This window comes from Microbacterium sp. NPDC007973 (assembly GCF_042958465.1).
GTDB classification, from domain to species: domain Bacteria; phylum Actinomycetota; class Actinomycetes; order Actinomycetales; family Microbacteriaceae; genus Microbacterium; species Microbacterium galbum.
The window spans coordinates 224,024-239,557 of the sequence record NZ_JBIBJJ010000004.1; the positions used below are offsets into that span (position 1 = coordinate 224,024).

General features: G+C 72.0%; 13 protein-coding genes. 6 read left to right on the forward strand and 7 right to left on the reverse strand.

What is annotated here, in order from left to right; all coding sequences use genetic code 11:
* Positions 1-11 precede the first annotated feature (11 nt).
* Positions 12-695, forward strand: coding sequence for a phosphate signaling complex protein PhoU (gene phoU / locus ACFZA2_RS13790; RefSeq protein ID WP_315994796.1), 684 nt, complete (start codon positions 12-14; stop codon positions 693-695).
* 58 nt (positions 696-753) lie between these two features.
* Here the strand turns inward: phoU and ACFZA2_RS13795 are convergent, their stop codons facing one another.
* Entirely contained in the window at positions 754-1,500 is a 747-nt protein-coding gene (locus tag ACFZA2_RS13795; RefSeq protein WP_391405862.1) for a phosphoglyceromutase, read from the reverse strand.
* Between the two features lie 60 nt (positions 1,501-1,560).
* Between ACFZA2_RS13795 and ACFZA2_RS13800 the strand changes: the two genes are divergently transcribed.
* Complete coding sequence (locus ACFZA2_RS13800) at positions 1,561-2,349, forward strand: class I SAM-dependent methyltransferase (protein ID WP_391405865.1); 789 nt, start codon at positions 1,561-1,563, stop codon at positions 2,347-2,349.
* Between the two features lie 85 nt (positions 2,350-2,434).
* On the opposite strand, the gene ACFZA2_RS13805 is transcribed toward ACFZA2_RS13800, so the two are convergent.
* The 4 genes from ACFZA2_RS13805 to ACFZA2_RS13820 all read right to left on the reverse strand — a co-directional run bounded on the left by ACFZA2_RS13805 (position 2,435) and on the right by ACFZA2_RS13820 (position 5,652).
* On the reverse strand, positions 2,435-3,544 hold the full coding sequence (locus ACFZA2_RS13805) for an aromatic acid exporter family protein (RefSeq protein WP_391405868.1): 1,110 nt from the start codon (positions 3,542-3,544) through the stop codon (positions 2,435-2,437).
* Positions 3,541-4,629, reverse strand: a complete 1,089-nt coding sequence (locus ACFZA2_RS13810) for a YgfZ/GcvT domain-containing protein (protein WP_391405871.1) — start codon at positions 4,627-4,629, stop codon at positions 3,541-3,543. The genes ACFZA2_RS13805 and ACFZA2_RS13810 overlap by 4 nt, the downstream gene beginning before the upstream one ends.
* Position 4,630: 1 nt before the next feature.
* A complete protein-coding gene (locus ACFZA2_RS13815) occupies positions 4,631-5,230 on the reverse strand; it encodes an FABP family protein (RefSeq protein WP_315994801.1) in 600 nt (199 codons plus the stop codon).
* A gap of 131 nt (positions 5,231-5,361) precedes the next feature.
* Positions 5,362-5,652 carry a hypothetical protein gene (locus ACFZA2_RS13820; RefSeq protein ID WP_391405875.1) on the reverse strand — a complete coding sequence of 97 codons (291 nt, stop codon included), beginning with the start codon at positions 5,650-5,652 and terminating at the stop codon, positions 5,362-5,364.
* Positions 5,653-5,768: 116 nt separating this feature from the next.
* On the opposite strand from ACFZA2_RS13820, the gene ACFZA2_RS13825 reads away from it, so the two are divergent.
* From ACFZA2_RS13825 to ACFZA2_RS13840, 4 genes are read left to right on the forward strand one after another with little or no spacing between them, the layout of a single operon-like run.
* Complete coding sequence (locus ACFZA2_RS13825) at positions 5,769-6,461, forward strand: response regulator transcription factor (RefSeq protein ID WP_315994803.1); 693 nt, start codon at positions 5,769-5,771, stop codon at positions 6,459-6,461.
* 56 nt (positions 6,462-6,517) lie between these two features.
* Complete coding sequence (locus tag ACFZA2_RS13830) at positions 6,518-8,686, forward strand: RNA degradosome polyphosphate kinase (RefSeq protein ID WP_391405877.1); 2,169 nt, start codon at positions 6,518-6,520, stop codon at positions 8,684-8,686.
* Positions 8,683-9,621 (forward strand): NUDIX domain-containing protein, encoded by a 939-nt coding sequence (locus ACFZA2_RS13835; RefSeq protein ID WP_391405880.1) that lies wholly within the window; start codon positions 8,683-8,685, stop codon positions 9,619-9,621. The genes ACFZA2_RS13830 and ACFZA2_RS13835 overlap by 4 nt, the downstream gene beginning before the upstream one ends.
* Complete coding sequence (locus ACFZA2_RS13840; protein WP_391405883.1) at positions 9,618-10,136, forward strand: 4'-phosphopantetheinyl transferase family protein; 519 nt, start codon at positions 9,618-9,620, stop codon at positions 10,134-10,136. The genes ACFZA2_RS13835 and ACFZA2_RS13840 overlap by 4 nt, the downstream gene beginning before the upstream one ends.
* 60 nt (positions 10,137-10,196) lie before the next feature.
* On the opposite strand, the gene ACFZA2_RS13845 is transcribed toward ACFZA2_RS13840, so the two are convergent.
* Together ACFZA2_RS13845 and ACFZA2_RS13850 are read right to left on the reverse strand one after the other, a co-directional pair.
* On the reverse strand, positions 10,197-11,495 hold the full coding sequence (locus tag ACFZA2_RS13845; RefSeq protein WP_391405885.1) for a M1 family metallopeptidase: 1,299 nt from the start codon (positions 11,493-11,495) through the stop codon (positions 10,197-10,199).
* Positions 11,492-15,436, reverse strand: coding sequence for a Pls/PosA family non-ribosomal peptide synthetase (locus ACFZA2_RS13850; RefSeq protein ID WP_391405888.1), 3,945 nt, complete (start codon positions 15,434-15,436; stop codon positions 11,492-11,494). Before ACFZA2_RS13850 ends, ACFZA2_RS13845 begins: the two co-directional genes overlap by 4 nt.
* Positions 15,437-15,534 lie beyond the last annotated feature (98 nt).

Below are 15,534 nucleotides of genomic sequence, written 5' to 3' on the forward strand. Positions count from 1 at the left end.
AGGTACCCGCGATGCGCGAAGTATTCCACCAGTCCCTCGAGGACGTCCAGAGCCGCCTGGTCGAGATCGCCGACCTCGTGACGGTCGCCATCGACCGCGCCACGCGCGCCTTCGGAACGAGCGACGTCGCCCTCGCCGAGGAAGTCATCGAGGCCGACGCGATCATCGATGAGAAGGCCGTCGAGCTCGACGAGCTGGCCATCGAGATCCTCGCCCGCCAGCAGCCCGTCGCCCGCGATCTGCGCATCGTCGTCACCGCCCTGCGAGTGAGTGCGTCGCTCGAGCGTATGGGCGACATGGCCGAGCACATCGCTCAGCTCGCCCGCTCGCGCTTCCCCGAGCGCGCCATCCCCAAGGGACTGCGCACGACGTTCACGCGCATGGGCGAGCTCGACGTCGAGGTGGCGCGCAAGCTCGCCGAGCTGCTGCGCACGCAGGACCTCCGCATCGCCGAGTCCATCCGCGACACCGACGACGACATCGACGAGCTGCACATCAGCGTGTTCGAGAAGGTCCTCGGCGAGTCCTGGAAGGGCGAGGCCACCGCCACGGTCGACGCCACCCTCGCCAGCCGCTACCACGAGCGCTTCGCCGACCACGCCGTTTCCGTCGCGAAGAAGGTCGTCTACCTGGCCACGGGCGACTGGGCCGGTGCCGACGAGGAGGCCGAGCACGAGCCCAGCCCGGTCATCTGACCGCGCACACGACGAAGGGGTGGATGCCATGGCATCCACCCCTTCGTCGTGTGCGGCGTCAGTGCTTGTTGCCCTGCGCGGCGACGGCGGCCGCGCCGGCGGCAGCGGCCTCGGGGTCGAGGTACTCGCCCGGGCCGAGGGGCTTCATGTCGTCGTCGAGGCGGTAGACGAGCGGGATGCCGGTGGGGATGTTGAGCTCGGCGATGTCGGCGTCGCTGATGCCCTCGAGGTGCTTGACGAGGCCGCGCAGCGAGTTGCCGTGCGCCGTCACGAGCACGGTCTTGCCGGCCTGCAGGTCGGGCACGATGTCGGAGTGCCAGTAGGGCAGCATGCGGTCGATGACGATGGCGAGCGACTCCGTGTCGGGCACCTCGCCGTCGATGCCCACGTAGCGCGGGTCGCCGACCTGGCTGTACTGGTCGTCGGCGGGCAGCGGCGGCGGCGGGACGTCGAACGACCGGCGCCAGAGCATGAACTGCTCGTTGCCGAACTCCTCGAGGGTCTGCGCCTTGTCCTTGCCCTGCAGGGCGCCGTAGTGGCGCTCGTTGAGGCGCCACGAGCGCTTCACCGGGATCCAGAGGCGATCGGCTGCGTCGAGGGCGATGTTCGCCGTCTGGATCGCACGGCTGAGCACCGAGGTGTGCAGCACGTCGGGCAGCACGCCGGACTCGGCCAGCAACTCGCCGCCGCGCTTCGCCTCGGCCTTGCCCTGGTCGGTGAGTCGCACGTCGACCCAGCCGGTGAACTGGTTGGTCTTGTTCCACTCGCTCTGCCCGTGGCGGAGGAGGATCAGCGTGTGAGGCATGACTCCATGCTATCGACGCGGGACCCGCGCTTTGCGAGTGGGTGCTGGCATCATGTCCGAGTGACACCCTCGCCCGTCGGACGCCCCACCCGCGGCACCACGGGGACCAACCGCCTTCGGCGCGTCGACCGGTGGATCGCGCGCCACCCCGTGCTGCGGCGCACCGACGACCCCCTCGTCGTCGACCTCGGATTCGGCGCGAGCGCGGTGACGCCCCTCGAACTCCTCGCCCGGCTGACGCGCCAGCGAGCGGATGCCACCGTCTTCGGCCTCGAGATCGACCCCGACCGGGTCGCGCGTGCGCGAGAGCAGGCCGCGGGGGTCGCCGGTATCGCGTTCGCGCAGGGCGGCTTCGAGGTCCCCGTCGCGGACGGTCGACGCCCGGCCGTCATCCGGGCGATGAACGTGCTGCGCCAGTACGACGAGGCCGACGTCGCCGATGCGTGGGCGCGCATGTGCGGCCGCCTGCAGCCCGACGGCATCCTCGTCGAAGGCACGTGCGATGAGATCGGACGCATCGCCACCTGGGCGGAGGTGGGGGCGGATGCCGTGCCGCGCAGCCTCACGGTGTCGCTGAGCCTGAGCCACCTGGACTCCCCCGCGATCGCTGCGGAGCGACTGCCGAAGGCGCTCATCCATCGCAACGTCGCCGGAGAGCGCGTGCACGAGTTCGTGGCATCCCTCGATCGGGAATGGACGCGCGCGGCGGTGGTGGCGCCCTTCGGCCCGACCCATCGCTGGCGCACGGCGATGGCCGCCCTCGCCGCCGAGGGCTGGCCGCTGGTCCGGCGCGAGAGATGGCGACTGGGTGAGGTCGGGGTGGCGTGGGAGGCGGTCGCTCCGCGGTGAGTCGCGCGGAGCGCTCGATGGCGGCGGGATCGCCGCCGACGACTGCGCCGCGTCGCGACGAAGGGAGCCCGCCGGCGGGCAGCCGTTAGATCCGCGGCAGGAGTGCGCGCGCCTCGGCTGAGGGCATCCCCGCCGCGACGAGCAGGTCGACGGCGAGCGGGCGCATCGCGGCGACGAGATTGAGCTCGCCGATGCCGCCGTCGGGCAGGAGCCGCGCGGGGTCCAGGCGGGGGGTGAGGCCGGTGAGCGCCTCCCGCGCCGCGGGTTCCATCGAGATGTCGTCGAGGCCGTCGCGCACGAGGGCGGCCGCTCGAGCGAGCTCGGCGAGGAGGTCGGCGGGCACCGGGCGAGGCTGGCCGTCGGCGCAGAGGTAGGCGGCGCGCCGCGCCACGACCCGCAGATTGCGCGTCGCGAGGTCGAGCGCCTCCCGCACGCGCTCGTGGCGCTGCAGCTCGGTGCGCTGACGGCGCAGGAACGGCGAGATCCTCGCCACCTCGCGGCCGGACTCCAGCGATCCGCTCCAGGCGTCGACGTAGGTCTGCAACGAGCGTGCCCGCTCCAGACCCCGCTCCGCGCGAGCCCGGTCGCCCCTGCGCAGGGCCCGGACGATCGTGGCCATCGCCGCATCCACGGCGTCGAACAGCTCGTCGGCGTCGCGCAGCTCCGTGCGCCGCAGCGTTCGCGGGATGAGGGCCGTCACCGCCAGCGCCGCGACACCGCCGACCGCCCCGTCCACGAGGCGCAGAAACGGCGCGCCCGAGACGAGCACCAGAGCGATGAGCGACTGCACCACCGCGGCGAGCGCGAACCCCGGCTGCGGCGAGAGGAAACGCGCAACGACGAGTGTGACGGCCATCGCCACCGCGATCTGCCACCACCCGGCGCCCGCGACGAGCAGCACCACCTCGGCGATGAGGATGCCGACGAGCATGCCCAGGACGGTCTCCGCCACGCGCCACGGTCTCGCGTCGCGCACCAGACCGAGGCTCGAGACGGTCACGGTGGCGGCGAGCAGGGGCACGGGATGGCCGAGCACGAAATGCGCGAAGGCGAAAGCGGCCGTCGCGGCGACGACGATCTGCGCGATCGCGGGCACCGACTCGCGTACACGATGCAGCCGGCGCGACAGCGTCGACCGCCAACGCGAACGAGGGACGACGACCCCGACGGTCGTCGACGACTCGTCGGTGCTCATTCCGGGGCGCGGCGGCGGCCCAGGCGCGGAAGTCGCGGGACCGCGGCGGTCGCTCCGGCATCCGCCGGGACGACCGTTTCGGCGGATGCCGCGAGCGGGCCGTCGGCGGTCATGACGACCAGGGGCACGTCTTCAGGAGCAGTGCGCTTGACGAGGGCGAGAGCGATCGGCCCCTCCTCGTGGTGGACGGCGACCGACGTGATGGTTCCGATCACCGCGTCGCCGGCGCGCACCTCGTCGCCCCGAGCGGGCAGGACGTTGTCGCTGCCGTCGAGCTGCAAGGCGACCACACGGCGCGGCGGATGACCGAGGTTGTGCACCTTGGCCACCGTCTCCTGCCCGCGGTAGCAGCCCTTCGACAGGTGCACGGCCGTGCGCAGCCAGTCCATCTCGTGCGGCAGCAGCCGCTCGTCGGCGTCGACGCCCACGCGCGGGCGCCATGCCGCGACACGCAGCGCCTCGACGGCATCGAGCCCGGCCAGCGCGACCTCGCCGCGCACGGCGGCATCCACCAGACGCGCGTACTCCGCGGCATCCAGGATCGCCTCGGACCAGTCGCGCTCGGCACCCGGGTGCGGCTCGACCCGGGCGTAGGCCCACCCGCCGGGAGAAACCTCCGGCCACGGGTCGACCCACACGGGTGCGACCGTCGTCAATGCCGCCAGGGCCGAGCGCGTGCCACCCACGACGAACAGGTCGTCGGAGCGATCGCGCACCTCCACCCGCAGGCGGAAGCGCATGCGGGTCAGCCACGCCGCGAGGGCCTCGGCGTCGGTCGCGTCCACGAGGAGCCACGTGGTCTCGCCGTCGTCGACCACCGCGGCGGCATGCTCGACACGACCCTGCGGATCGAGGATGAGCAACTCGGTCGACACGCCGGGAGCGAGGTGAGTCAGGGCCTGCGACGACAGCGAGTCCAGCCAGCTGCGGCGGTCCTCACCGCCGACCGAGATGACGCGACGGTCGCCGAGGGGCGCGAGCGCCTGCCCGGATACGAGCTTGCGCTGCTCCGTGACGGGCGAGCCGACGTGGCGGAGACCGTGCTCGTCGACGACGGCACCGGGGACGTCCGTGAGCGCGCTCACGTCACTCCGCCCGCGCGAGACGGGCCGAGGCGTGCGATCCGAGCTCGCGCCCGAGGGCGGCGATGTCCCACGCCCAGAGCAGGTGGTTGTCGACGAGACCGTAGAGCCGCGTGGCGGCCGTGTAGGGCTTGGCACCGGCGGTGCGAACGACCGCGTCGGTCGCGAGGTCGATGCGCGGGCCCTTCACCTGCCCGACGTAGAGCTCGAGAACGCCATCGGCGTGCGCGAGGCTGACCTCGATGTCGAAGCCGCCGTCGGCGTTGCGCAGGGCTTCCACGTCGTCGGCGGAGCGCTCGGCAGCTGCGGCGGTCGCCGGCAGCAGCGCCGGGCCCGCATCGGCGTCGGAAGCGGGGCGCGCCAGGCGCCAGTACCCGATCTCGGAGACCAGGGGACGCCGCTCGTTTCCGTCGAGCAGCCAGGCGTCGGCCGAGTAGTTCAGGAAGGCGCCTCCGTCGTGGCTGAAGCTCACGCGATGCGCGAACTCACCGGAGAAGGTGCGCCCGCCGGCCTCGTAGTCGATGACGCCGGTGCCCTCCCAGACGCCGACGAGCCACGACAGGGGGACGAGGTCGGCCGGGAGGTCGGTCGGGATCTCGATCACGGGAGCGCTCAGCGCTGGCCGCGATAGAGGTTCCAGATGACCGTTCCCGACACGAAGGCGATCGCCAGCGAGGCGAGGCCGAGAAGTCCCACGAAGAACAGTTCGAGCGCGAGGAGGTCCATACGTCGATCTTAGAGGGCGGCGAGCTCGGCCAGCGCGAAACCGACCGTGATGACGCCGAGAACGACGAGTGCGCCGAGGCTGCTGAGCGCCATCCGCTGGATGAACGCCTGCGACCGGCCGTACCAGAGCTGCACGGCGAAGGCGGCGATGATGCAGCCGCCCAGCGCGACGCTGACCCACTGGGCGCGCCACTCCGCCGGGGCGAACAGCCCGATCGCCACGCCGGCCAGGGCGGCCAGCACCCAGACGGCGACGATCCCGCCGAAAGTGCGCCGCGGAGCGAGGTCGGGAGTGGACATGCCCCCATCATCGCCCAGGAGGCGTCGTCCACGCACGCGAAGCGCCGGTGACGGTGCGCCGCGGCGCGTCACCCTAAGATGATCGGGTGCGCGGCAGGCCGCGCGGGGAGGTCCACTTGGCTCAGCTTCTCGTTCTCAGTTCCGCCCCCGGCGGCGGTGCCGCGCTGCCCGCGCTCGAATTGCTGAGCCACCGCGTGCGCCAGATCCCCGCCGAAGCGGCGCAGCTGATCAACGCCCCCAGCGCCGACGTCATCTTCATCGACGCCCGCTTCGACCTGGTCGGCGCGAAGTCGCTGTGCAAGATCATGTCGACCACCGGCGTCGAGGCCCCGCTGGTCCTCATCGTGACGGAGGGCGGGCTCACGGCCGTCTCCACCGACTGGGGTATCGACGACGTCGTGCTCGTGGGTGCCGGCCCGGCCGAGATCGACGCGCGCATCCGCCTCGCCATGGGGCGCCGCACCGTCGACCAGGTATCCACGCGCATCCAGACCTCCGGCATCACGATCGACGAGTCGTCGTACTCGGCGAAGGTGCACGGCAAGCCGCTCGACCTCACCTACAAGGAGTTCCAGCTCCTGCACTTCTTCGCCACGCACCCCTCCCGCGTCTTCACCCGCGAGCAGCTGCTCAGCGAGGTGTGGGGCTACGACTACTTCGGCGGCACCCGCACGGTCGACGTGCACGTGCGACGCTTGCGCGCCAAGCTCGGCGATCTCGAGCAGCTCATCGGCACCGTGCGCAACGTCGGCTACCGCTTCAACGTCTACGAGGACGACGCGCCCGCCACGGCATCCGCCCCGGCCTGAGACGCGCGGAACCGCCCGTTCACTCCCGTGTCACCGACCCCTGCAATGATGTGGGAATGATGGAACACGACGCGCTGGATGCCGGACTCGGCGACGCCGACGACGACGACTTCGACGAGGCGGTCGAAGCCGAAGACGACCAGCTCCCCGACCACCGGTACCTCGACCGCGAGTTGAGCTGGCTCGCGTTCAATCAGCGCGTGCTCGAGCTCGCCGAGGACCCGAGCGTCCCGGTCCTGGAGCGAGCGAACTTCCTCGCCATCTTCGCCAGTAACCTCGACGAGTTCTTCATGGTGCGCGTCGCAGGTCTCAAGCGCCGCATCGTCACGGGACTCGCCGTCCCCACCAACGTCGGTCGCGCCCCGCTCGACGTCCTGGCCGACATCTCCGCCGAGGCCCATCGCCTGCAGCTGCGCCATGCCGCCGCATGGACCGAGAAGGTGCGCCCCGCCCTCGCCGAGGCCGGCATCGAGGTCGTGACCTGGGACTCGCTCGACGACGACACCGCCGCGCGCCTGACCGAGTACTTCCAGCGCAACGTGTTCCCGGTGCTCATGCCCCTCGCGGTCGACCCGGCGCACCCGTTCCCCTACATCTCGGGGCTCTCGCTCAACCTCGCCATCCGCATCCGCAACGCCCGCACCGGGCGTCAGGAGTTCGCCCGCCTCAAGGTGCCGCCGATGCTGCCGAGGTTCGTCGAGGTCGCCGGCGACGGCCCCGGCGTGCGCTACCTCCCCCTCGAGGAGCTCATCTCGAACCATCTCGGCGACCTCTTCCCGGGAATGGAGGTGCTCGACCACCACGCGTTCCGCCTCACCCGCAACGAGGACATGACGATCGAGGAGGACGAGACCGAGAACCTCATCCAGGCCCTCGAGGCCGAGCTGCTGCGTCGCCGTTTCGGTCCGCCGATCCGTCTCGAGATCACCGAGGACATGGATGACGTGACCCGGGCGCTGCTGCTGAGCGAGCTCGACATCACCGAGCAGGAGGTCTACCGTCTGCCCGGCTCGCTCGATCTGCGCGGCCTGTTCGATCTCTCTCGGATCGACCGCCCCGACCTGCACTACCCCCCGCACGTGCCCAAGACCGCGCTGGCCTTCCAGCCGCCGGAGCAGAACGGGCGCGCCGACCTCTTCGGGGCGATCCGCAAGGGCGATGTGCTCGTGCACCACCCCTACGAGTCGTTCGCGACGAGCGTGCAGGCCTTCCTCGAGCAGGCCGCGCGCGACCCGCACGTGCTCGCCATCAAGCAGACGCTGTACCGCACCTCGGGCGACAGCCCGATCGTGCAGGCGCTCATCGACGCCGCGGAGGCCGGCAAGCAGGTGCTCGCGCTGGTCGAGGTGAAGGCGCGCTTCGACGAGGCGAACAACATCGTCTGGGCCCGCAAGCTCGAGAAGGCCGGCGTGCACGTCGTCTACGGACTCGTGGGCCTGAAGACCCACTGCAAGCTCGCCCTCGTCATCCGCGAGGAAGAGGGGCGTCTGCGCCACTACAGCCACGTCGGCACCGGCAACTACAACCCCAAGACGAGCCGCATCTACGAGGACTTCGGTCTTTTCACGGTCGACGACCAGGTCGGGCGCGATCTCACCCGCCTGTTCAATGAGCTGAGCGGCTACGCGATCGAGAAGAAGTTCAAGCGGCTGCTCGTCGCGCCCCTGCACCTGCGCAAGGGCCTGCTGCGCCACATCGAGAAGGAGCGGCAGAACGCCCTCGCCGGCAAGCCGTCGGGCGTGCGCATCAAGGTCAACTCGATGGTCGACGAGCAGATCATCGACGCCCTGTACCGGGCCAGCCAGGCCGGCGTCCCGGTCGAGGTGTGGGTGCGCGGCATCTGCTCGATCCGGCCCGGCGTCCCGGGAATGAGCGAGAACATCACGGTGCGCTCGATCCTCGGCCGCTACCTCGAGCACTCGCGCATCTTCTCGTTCGCGAACGACGGGGATCCGCAGATCTTCATCGGCAGCGCCGACATGATGCACCGCAACCTCGACCGCCGCGTCGAGGCTCTCGTGCGCGTGATCGACGAGAACCAGCTGCGCGAGTTGACGACCCTGTTCGATCTGGCCATGGACGACGGCACCAGCTCGTGGCACCTGGGGTCGGAAGGCGAGTGGACGCGTCACAGCGTCGACGCCGAGGGCGCCCCGCTGATCGACCTGCAGGAGCACACCATGGCGCTCGTGCAGCGCAAACGACGCGCCCGGACGGCCCGGTGACGGAGACGGCCGTCTACGCCGCGGGCGGTGTCGTGTGGCGGGTGGTCGAGGGGAAGCTCCGCGTTCTCCTCATCCACCGCACGAAATACCGCGACCTGACGCTGCCCAAGGGCAAGGTCGACCCCGGTGAGACCCTCGCCGAGACCGCCGTGCGCGAGATCCGGGAGGAGACCGGCATCCGCGTGGCCCTCGGCGTGCCCGTGGGGGTGTCGCGATATCGGATGCCGAACGGCCGGACGAAGATCGTGCACTACTGGGCGGCCGAGGCGACCGACGCGGCCGTGCGCACCTCCAGCTTCGTGCCGAACAAAGAGGTCGCGGCGATCGAGTGGATGAGCCTGAAGAAGGCGCGCAAGAGCCTGAGCTATCCCGTCGACGTCGAGATCCTCGACGAGTTCCAGCGCCTGGTCGACGAGCGTGCTCTGCCGACCTTCCCCATCGTCGTCCTCCGACACGCCAAGGCGCGCTCGCGCGACGACTGGGACGGCGCCGACGACGTGCGTCCCCTCACCCCTCGCGGTCGGCGGCAGTCGCAGGCGATCGTGGGACCGCTGCTCGCGTTCGGCGTGCGGCGGGTCATCTCGAGCCCCGCCGAGCGGTGCGTCCGCACCGCGACGCCCATCGCGCAGGCCATCGGCCAACGCGTGCAGTTCTCCGCGTCGATCAGCCAGGACGCCTGGGAAGAGGGACGCGCCGACGCGCGGTCGGTCATCGGCCAGCGGGTGCGGTCGCGCAAACCCGTCGTGCTCGCCAGCCACGGCCCCGTGCTCCCCGACATCCTGCACGAGCTCGCGCTGGCCACCGGCACGATGAGCGGGTCGTACCTGGGCAGCGCCTCGGCGCTCGAGCCGGCCGCGTTCTCGGTCGTGCACGTGCCGGTGGAGCACCCGGGCGCGGGGATCGTGGCGATCGAGACGCACGAGCCGCAGGTGTGACGCTCCCCGCCGGGCTCACCGTCGCCTGGGGCGAGGTCCCCGCGGGCGTCGCCCGTCGTGCGGTGTCGCGGCGCCTCCTCGGCCGGCTGCTGCCCGAGGCGCGCTTCGTCTCGCGGTGCCCGGCCTGCGCGGGCGACCACGGTCGCGTGCACGTGGAGGGGGCGGATGCCACGGTCTCGGTGTCGTACGCACCGGGATGGGCGGTCGTCGCGATGATCCGCGAGCGCACGCGGGTCGGTGTGGACGCTGCTCCCCGTGAGGTGCGCGGGTTGGAGCGGGTGCGACCGGGCGCGACGGCGCAGGCGATCGACTGGGCCCGCGTCGAGGCGGTGCTCAAGGCGGACGGCCGAGGACTCGCGGTCGACCCGGCGCGGGTCGAGGTCCGCTCGGGCGGCACCGCCTGGACCGCGACCATCCGGCCCGGCGCTCTCGACGGCGCGACGTCGTCCGTCGTCTGGCGCGGCTGGGACCTCGACGCCCCCGATGGACTCGTCGCGGCGGTCTCCCTGCCCTGAGGCGATCGCGCTATCGAGCCGAAGGCGGGATCGGCCGAGAGGGCGCGGCGCGCGACCCGCTCAGGGACGAGGGGGAAGAGCCCGGTGGTCGATCCATCGCGACAGCACCGTCGCGGCATCCCCTCCCCCGGCAGCCTCCACGGCGCGGCGGAAGTCGTCGGTCGTCACGAGGCGGTGACGATGCTCGGCCGTCCACGCGCGCAGCAGGTCGAAGAACGCGGCGTCACCGACCTCGCGTCGGACCGCGTGCAGGGCGATCGCGCCACGTTTGTAGACGCGGTCGTCGAACATGTCGTCGGGACCGGGGTCGACCAGCAGCAGATCGCGGGGCTTCGCCACCAGACCCGCGTAGTTCTCGGCGACGCAGGTCTCGACATCGGTGCCGCCGGACTCCTCCGACCACAGCCACTCCGCGTAGCAGGCGAAGCCCTCGTTCAGCCAGATGTCGCTCCAGCGCGCGAGTCCGACGCTGTTGCCGAACCACTGGTGGGCGAGCTCGTGAGCGACGAGCCGCTGCGCAGCGGGGACGAGGTGGTTCATACCGAAGACGGCGAGCCCCTGCGCCTCGAGCGGGATCTCCAACTCGTCGGCCGTCACGACGAGGCTGCACGCCTCCTGGGGATAGGGGCCGAACAGCCGGTCGAACAGCCGCAGCATGTCGGGCACCGTCGCGAACGCCCGATCCGCGGCCGACGTCAACGCGGGCGGAGCTGTGACCGACACGGGCGGGATGACGCCGTCGCCGCTGCCGGCGAGCGGACGCGTCCGGTACCGACCGACGTGGACCGCCGCGAGATAGGTCGCCGTGGGCACGTCGGAGGTGAAAGTCGTCGTCACCCGTCCGCCGCGGCGGATGATCGCTCCTGCCACCCCGGTGGCCGCGACCGCGTAGCCGTCGTCGACGGTGATCTCCATCCGCATGCGCGCCCGGGCATCGGGGCGGTCGTTGCAGGGGAACCACGTGGGGGCACCGATCGGCTGCCCCGCGACCAGGGCGCCGTCGGTCAGCTCCTCCCAGCCCACCGTGCCCCACCGCGAGCGTCGAGGGGCGGGGGCACCGCCGTAGGTCACCTCCACCGCGAAGCGCTCCCCCGGCGCGATCGTGCGGCCGGGGGTGACGCGCAGCACGCGCGGTCCCGCGGCGAAACGCACGGGGGCGCCGTCCATCCGGACGCGTCCGGTCCGCAGGCCGACGAGGTCGAGCGCGAACGACGACAGGGACTCCCGGGCGATGCCCACGATCGTGGCCACCCCGTCGAGGCGGTTGGTGCGGACGCGATAGGTCAGAGACAGGTCGTACGACTCGACGTCGTACGACCTGTCTCCGCTCTGCGGGGCGTAGGGATCGGCGCCGCTCACGTCGTCGACTGGTAGGCGCGCACCTTCACCGCGCGCCAGGGGCCGATGGGGTTGCCGCTCCACCGCGAGCCGACGGGGACGGTCTCGCCGCGCATGACCAGCGAGGCCGGACCGACGGTCGCGTGCGCGCCCAGGGTCGAGGCGGGCAGCACCACGCTGTGAGGCCCGAGGGTCGCCCCGGGCTCGAGCTCGACGGTGTCCATGCTCATGATTCGATCATGGAAAAGGTGCGTCTGCACCACGCAGCCCCGATTGACCGTCGATGCGTCGCCGAGCGTCACGAGATCGGGCTCCGGCAGCCAATAGCTGTCGCACCACACGCCCCGGCCGATGCGCGCGCCCAGGCTGCGCAACCAGACCGCCAGGGCCGGCGTCCCGGCCGCCGCGCGGGCGAACCAGGGTGCGGCGACCATCTCGGTGAAGGTGTCCGACACCTCGGTGCGCCAGACGAAGCTCGACCACAACGGCTGCTCCCCGGCCCGGATGACGCCGACGATGGCCCACTTCGCCGCGGTCGACACCCCGGCCGCCACCGCACCGGCCGCGAGCATCACGACGCCCGACAGCAGCAGCGTCCACACGGGGCCGAGGCCCTCCCAGAGCGCGGCGAGCGCGAAGATCACGCCGAGGCCGATGCCGCACGTCACGACCACCGGAACGAAACGGCACAGCTCCCACAGCGTGCGGGCCAGCCGGAGCCGCGCCGTCGGCCGGTACGTGCGCGACTCGTCGCCCTCCGCGGACAGCCGTCGCAGGCGCACCGCGGGCGAACCGAGCCACGACGACCCGGCCTTCGCTTTGCGCGGCGCGGCCGACAGCACGGCCACGAGCCCGTCGCGCGGCACGCGGTGGCCCGGAGCCGCCATCCCCGAGTTGCCCAGGAATGCGCGCTTCCCGATACGCACGGGCCCGAGTCGCAGCCACCCGGCGTGCAGTTCGTAGGAGGCGACCATGGTGTCGTCGGCGAGGAACGCACCGTCCTCGATGCGGGTCATCGACGGGATGAGCAGAACCGTGGACGCCTCGACGTCGCGACCGACGCGCGCGCCCAGCATCCGCAGCCAGACGGGGGTGAACAGCGACGAGTACAGCGGGAAGAGGATCGTGCGCGCGGCATCCAGGAGGCGCTCGATCGTCCAGGCCTGCCACGCGACGCGGCTGCGCACAGGATGCGTCCCCTCGACGAGACCGAGCGAGAGCAGCCGCACGAGCAGCACCACGGATGCCGCGAACACGAGGCCGGTGACCGCGACGGCGGGTACGAGCCACGCGAAGGCCGCTCCCGCGGCGGCACCGAGGGTCGCTGATCCGCGCACCCCGTGCGCGAGCACGAGGCCGCCGACGGTGAAGGCGGACAACGGCAGGAGGGCGAGCAGCACCGCCGAACCGGCGTAGGCCCAGAGCCACCGCGTCGGTGTGGCCGGGCGCTCCGCCGGCCAGTCCTTGGCGGTGCCGCCGACGCGGACGGCGGGGGAACCGGCCCAGGACTGGTCGGCCTTCACGCGGCCGAAGACGGCCGAACCCGGCGCGATCTCGGCGCGTCGCCCGATGCGCGTTCCCGGCGCGAGGGTGGAGCGCGCCCCCACCGTCGCCTCGGCGCCGATGCGCACCTCGCCGATGCGCACGAGGTCGCCGTCGATCCAGTACCCGGTGAGATCCACCTCCGGTTCGATCGACGCACCGTCGCCGACGACGAGCAGCCCCGTCACCGGCGGCAGCGCGTGCAGATCGACGTCGCGCCCGATCCGCGCGCCGAGCGCGCGGGCGTAGTACGAGACCCACGGCGCCCCCGCCAGGCCCACGGCATCCACCTGATCGGAGATCTGCTCGGCGAGCCAGAGCCGGATGTGCACCCAGCCGCCGCGCGGATAGTCGCCCGCGCGGACCCCCGCGAGCAGGAGACGAGCGGATGCCACGGCGATCGCCATGCGCCCGAACGGCGTCGCGAACACGACCAGGCCGATGACCAGCACGGGCCACGGGACGCTCGGCAGCACGTCGAATCCGGGCAGGAGCCGCAGGATCGCGGACGCGGTGAGCAGGTACAGGAGCCATCGGATGCCGGAGAGGATGAACAGCGGAGCGCCCAGGACCGTCTGCACCCATTGCGTCGTGCGCGGCGTCGGGGCGGCCCGGTGGAAGGAGGCCGGCGTCTCATCGGCCAACTGCGGTCCGAGTGCCTTGGCCATCGCGCCCAGCCGCGGCACGTCGTAGATGTCGGCCACCGAGAACTCCGGCACACGCGCGCGGATGCGCGAGACGAGCTGCGCCGCGGCGAGGGACCCGCCCCCGAGGTCGAAGAAGTCGGCCCTGCGATCGGTGACCGGCATTCCCAGCACCGCCTGCCACTGCTCGGCGAGCCAGGACTCGTCGGCCGAGAAATCGGTGGCGGCGGGGGTTTCCACCCCGGGCAACGGCCACGGCAGCGCCGCGCGATCGACCTTCCCCGACGTGCGCACGGGCAGCGACTCGACGACGCCCAGAAGCGGGATGGTCGCCGCCGGCAGACGCTCGGCCAGCAGCGCGCGGGCCGCGTGCCGGTCGAGCTCACGACCCTCCTCCATCACGAGGTACCCCACGAGCACCGGCACGCCGGCTTCGGTCGTGCGCACGGCGACGGTCGCCGCGCTCACCTGCGGCAGGTGCTGGAGGGCCGACTCGACCTCGCCCAGCTCGATGCGGCGGCCCCCGACCTTCACCTGATCGTCGGCGCGACCCTGGAACACCAGCCCCTCCGTGTCGAAGCGCACGAGATCGCCCGAGCGGTACGCCCGCTCCCAGCCGAGTGTCGGCATCGGCGCGTACTTCTCGGCATCCTTGGCTGGATCGAGGTAGCGCGCGAGCCCCACACCCCCGATGATCAGCTCGCCGACCTCTCCCTCGGCCACCGGCCGACCCTCGCCGTCGACCACGGCGAGCGCCCACCCGTCGAGCGGCAGGCCGATGCGCACGGGAAGCGAGCCGTCCAGCGGTGCGGCGCAGGCCACGACGGTGGCCTCGGTCGGGCCGTAGGTGTTCCACACCTCGCGCCCCTCGGCGACGAGGCGGGCGGCGAGCTCGGGCGGACAGGCCTCGCCGCCGAAGATCAGCAGGCGCACGTTCTCGATGGAGTCCGCGGGCCACATCGCGGCGAGGGTGGGCACGGTGGACACGACCGTGATGCCCTGACGCAGTAGCCACGGCGCGAGGTCCTCCCCGGATCGCACGAGAGAGCGAGGGGCGGGGACGAGGCACGCGCCGTGCCCCCAGGCGAGCCACATCTCCTCGCACGAGGCGTCGAAGGCGACGGACAGACCGGCGAGCACGCGGTCTCCCGGGCCGAGCGGCTCGTCCTGCACGAAGATGCGCCCCTCGGCTTCGACGAACGCCGCCGCGGATCGGTGCGAGACGGCGACTCCCTTCGGCACCCCCGTCGACCCCGAGGTGAAGATGATCCAGGCGTCGTCGTCGACGGAGGGCGGCGCCACGATCGGCACGGCGCTCGTACTCGGGTGGGGCGCCTCTCCCTCGTACAACCGCACCAGGTCGCCCGTACCGTCGCCCGAGACGAACTCCCCGTCCCCCGCGACGATGCCGCGCACGCCCGCCTCTCCGAACACCAGCCGCGCGCGCTCGTCGGGGTCGTCGGCATCGACGGGAACATAGGCCGCCCCCGCGGCCATCACCGCGAGGATCGAGACGTAGAGCTCCTTCGACCCCGACGGCATCCGCACCCCCACCCGGTCACCGCGGCGTACGCCGGCATCGTGCAGGGCCGCGGCCGTCCGCCAGACGCGCGCCAGCAGCTCGCGGTAGCTGAGGGCGCCCGATCCGTCGTCGATCGCCGATGCTTCCGGATGCCGGGCGGCCACCGCCGACAGCAGATCGATGAGCGTGCGCGCGGGGGCGGCGGCATCCGTTCGATCGAGCGGGCCCTGGGCGGCGAAGGCAGAGGTCGTCACGGGGCTGAACAGTACAAGGCCTAGGCGAACACCCCGGACGGGCCACCCCGGTTCACCTTCCGTTCACCCATGCAACGCACACTCTTAAGAGTCGCTGT

Bases quoted from the DNA above. Each gene is read 5' to 3' on its own strand.
- phoU (WP_315994796.1), top strand. From the start codon at position 12: ATGCGCGAAGTATTCCACCAGTCCCTCGAGGACGTCCAGAGCCGCCTG.
- ACFZA2_RS13830 (WP_391405877.1), top strand. From the start codon at position 6,518: ATGATGGAACACGACGCGCTGGATGCCGGACTCGGCGACGCCGACGAC.
- ACFZA2_RS13805 (WP_391405868.1), bottom strand. From the start codon at position 3,544: ATGAGCACCGACGAGTCGTCGACGACCGTCGGGGTCGTCGTCCCTCGT.
- ACFZA2_RS13795 (WP_391405862.1), bottom strand. From the start codon at position 1,500: ATGCCTCACACGCTGATCCTCCTCCGCCACGGGCAGAGCGAGTGGAAC.
- ACFZA2_RS13820 (WP_391405875.1), bottom strand. From the start codon at position 5,652: ATGTCCACTCCCGACCTCGCTCCGCGGCGCACTTTCGGCGGGATCGTC.